This is a genomic window from Bavariicoccus seileri WCC 4188 (assembly GCF_000421665.1).
Classification (GTDB): domain Bacteria; phylum Bacillota; class Bacilli; order Lactobacillales; family Aerococcaceae; genus Bavariicoccus; species Bavariicoccus seileri.
On sequence record NZ_ATXL01000086.1, the window covers coordinates 1 to 3,435 of the forward strand.

At 37.1% G+C, this 3,435-nt stretch carries 2 protein-coding genes; both read right to left on the minus strand.

Features of this window, described 5'->3' with window-relative positions:
• Positions 1 to 317 precede the first annotated feature (317 nt).
• Positions 318 to 1,079 (minus strand): response regulator, encoded by a 762-nt coding sequence (locus H541_RS0110710; RefSeq protein ID WP_022797273.1) that lies wholly within the window; start codon positions 1,077 to 1,079, stop codon positions 318 to 320.
• 143 nt (positions 1,080 to 1,222) lie between these two features.
• Positions 1,223 to 2,863 carry an ATP-binding protein gene (locus tag H541_RS0110715; protein WP_084684617.1) on the minus strand — a complete coding sequence of 547 codons (1,641 nt, stop codon included), beginning with the start codon at positions 2,861 to 2,863 and terminating at the stop codon, positions 1,223 to 1,225.
• Positions 2,864 to 3,435 lie beyond the last annotated feature (572 nt).

Consider the following 3,435-nt stretch of genomic DNA (forward strand, 5'->3'; position numbering starts at 1 on the left):
TATCCGAAAATAAGCACTTAATTTTTCGAGATAGAGTGACTTATGGATGAAGAAGTTGCTTGTAGAACACCGACAAAGAGGTTGTAATACAAGCGCTCAGCTTTATGGCATAAAATGAGATAGTTTAGTTAAAATTTATTGAAATAAATGATGTAACAAAAACAAGGGACTTTGACATGGTTTAGCAATGTCAGAGTCCCTTGTTTTTGTTCTCTTATTTTCATCCTATGGAGTGGAATGTCATAAATTCATTGGCATAAAGTCACTCTCATAAAGCCATTCTCCTGGAATTACTCTCAACTGTTGTTCTCAATTGATTAATTAATCAATTGTTCCATTATGTTCTCCCGGTGGTCATCTTGCTTTATTTTATACAGCGTTACTGGTCTTCCAACTCGTCTATAATCCATTCGTTCTATTAAAAAGTTAATATCTACCATAAACTGGATATATTTCTTGGTCGAGATTCTAGAGATATCTATTTTATCTGCAATATCTTCTGTTGAAAACCACTCTTCTGCTTGGACAACAGCTTGGTATACTTTACGAAGTGTCAATTTTGAAAGTCCTTTTGGCAATTCTACTTGTTGGTATTCGTCCAAGGCAATTTGTTGGTGGTTATTGAGCTGTCTTGTTTGTGTTGATTCGCTTTGACTTTGAAAAAGATGGTCTAATAGCGATTGGTCTGTTCGTCCTCTTTTTTGAGATGCATCATAAAATTGAATAACTTTCTCCATAGCTACTTTGAAACGATCAAATGAAAATGGCTTGATTAGATAATCTATCACACCATAAGCGTATGCTTTTTCTAGCGTATCGAATTCGTCAGAAGCAGTGATCAAAACGGTTGGGATAAAACTACCTTTTTTTCTTAGATCAACTAATAATTCAAGACCAGACTTTCCAGGGAGATAGACGTCAAGCAAAATCAGATCACAAGTATTATTGTCCAGAAACTCTTCTGCTTGCACCACGCTAGTCATATGGGCCACAACTTGTAGATGATCGATCCGCTCGCAAAACTCTTGATTGATTTGTGCAACCATAGGGTCATCTTCAACGATCAAAACTCTCAACATAGCTTTCATCCTCCTATTTCTGTCTTGTCCTATCTTCTCTCGTTTTACGTTAGGCTCTCTTATGATACTTTTGCTCTTGAAAAATTTTTTACTCTAAAAATTCTTCTCAACCTCTAAACTTATTCATGCTACAAACTCTCTGCTCACATTTGTAAATCGTTATAAACCTCAACGTAAAAAGTTGTTCCTTTGCCCACTTGTGATTGTAACTCAATCATGCCGTTATAATCATGAACAATTGATTGTAAAGTATCTAATCCATACCCTCTTTTTGGTCCTTTCGTTGAGAACCCTCTGTCGAAGACTTTTTGTTTCACAGTATCAGACATTCCTGAGCCACTGTCACTAACGCGCAGTGCTACGACTTTCTCATCACTATTATAGTGGATATAGAATGATACTTCCTTAGTCTCTGATAGTTGAACTGCTTCATAGGCATTATCAAGCATGACACCAATGCTGATCAATAAACTATGGATGAACTGGGTGATTTCAACGTTTGGAAAATAAGAGTCTAGATCCATTGATAATGTAACGCCTTCTTCTTTTGCCTCATTGAATTTTCCTAAAAAGAATCCAACCATGGCCGACGATTTGATCTTATCTGATAGAAATCCAATTTGCTCATGAAAATCCCGATTCAGTACTTTCACAAAATGGGTAACATCATCATATTTCTCTAACTCAATCAATCCAGTGATAACATGCAATTGGTTCATAAAATTATGCCGCTGTGCTCTTAATGAATCCACATACTGTTCAATATTGGCTAGCTCCCTGATCAATTTCTCCACTTCCGTACGATTTTGCAAGGTTGCTACTGCACCATAAACTGTATGATTGATAAAGATTGGGGTGACACTGACTACCAATTGCAGTTGATTCATCACGTAGGCTTTATTAACGATTGGAATATTGTCCTCAAAAACTTGGCGGAAAAGAAGGTCATAAACATAATCATTTAGTTGCTCGCCATCTATAGCACCGTCTTTTAGTTGCGCCTTTTCAAATATTCGAGTGGCATTTTTATTTGTCAGTAGGACCGTTTTATCAGCTCGAACCGCGATAATGCCTTCATTGACAGCATCATTCACAATTTCTCTTTCCTGAACTTGAGCCGCAATCTCCACTGGCTCTAATCCTAACAATTCTTTTTTGATTTGACGGGCCAATATAAAACTTCCAATCAGGCCGATAAAAAGTCCGATACCAAGACCAAAAAATAACCGTTGTTGGACTTTCCCTAACTGTTGATTGACTGTTTGTTGGGTATAACCAACACAAACAACCCCAATTAGATTGCTTTCGTCGTCATAGATAGGAGTAAAAAAACGTGTCCCATCTCCTAATACTCCTTGTTGTCTAGAGTAGTGTTCCTCACCACTCAACGCTTGTCTGGCATCGTCTAAATTGGAGAATGGCAATTTAATAATAGTTTCGATTGGGTGAGAGAAGCGAATCAAGTCTCTATTCATCACTACAATAAAATCAACATTGGTTTGATTCATCATGAAGGTTGCATACTCTTGAACGACTCCACTATAATCTTCTTCACTTACTGCCTTGATCACCCGTGGATCATCTGCTACTATCCGGGCCGTCTCCGATATTTTTTGCCTCACCAAACGGCTTTCTCTATCAATGACATAATTTCGCATCAACATGGTAGAGCCCAATAACGAGAAAAAGACTGTGATCAACACCAGTGAAAAGGTCATTGTTCGCAACGATATTTTTTGAAAACGACTAAGCGCTCTGCTGAAGGTTCTTTTCATATCGGCCATTCCCCCTTCCTGATCATCCTAGCTACCATACTCTTAGTATTTTCACTCATAGTACTCTAACTCTGCACTCTAGCTCTGTACTCTAGCTCTTAGTATTTTGCTTTTAACTCTTTATACTCAACACTTAACACTTAACACCTAAAGTCTTCAATAAACCATCAGTCATAGGTTTAAGTCTTACGTCATAAGTCATTACTCTTAAGTATAAAAATATTGAGATAAACTTGCAATAAGCATTTCTGACGACTCTAATCCTTGTCTAGGGTTGTCAAACATATGTTACCTGAACTGATAATAGTGGTGCTTGATGTCTTGTCCACCAAAACGAATTTTTAGACTTTGTTGTCAAGGAGGAAAGTGAAACGATCCTTGACAACAAACGATAAAAATATAAAATCAGTGGACACATCAAGCAGCTTCGTTATACTTATTTTCGTAATACTTTTCAACCATTTGATTTGGGCTTAAGAATCCCAATACTTTTCGTGCAATATTATTGTGTCGACTCATATATCGCCGATGTTGCTTTAACATATCCTCTACGGATTCAAACTCTCGTTTACCATAAAACC

What these genes read in the sequence shown, in the direction of transcription:
- H541_RS0110715 (WP_084684617.1), bottom strand. Translation starts at nt 2,863, where the DNA reads ATGGCCGATATGAAAAGAACCTTCAGCAGAGCGCTTAGTCGTTTTCAA.
- H541_RS0110710 (WP_022797273.1), bottom strand. Translation starts at nt 1,079, where the DNA reads ATGTTGAGAGTTTTGATCGTTGAAGATGACCCTATGGTTGCACAAATC.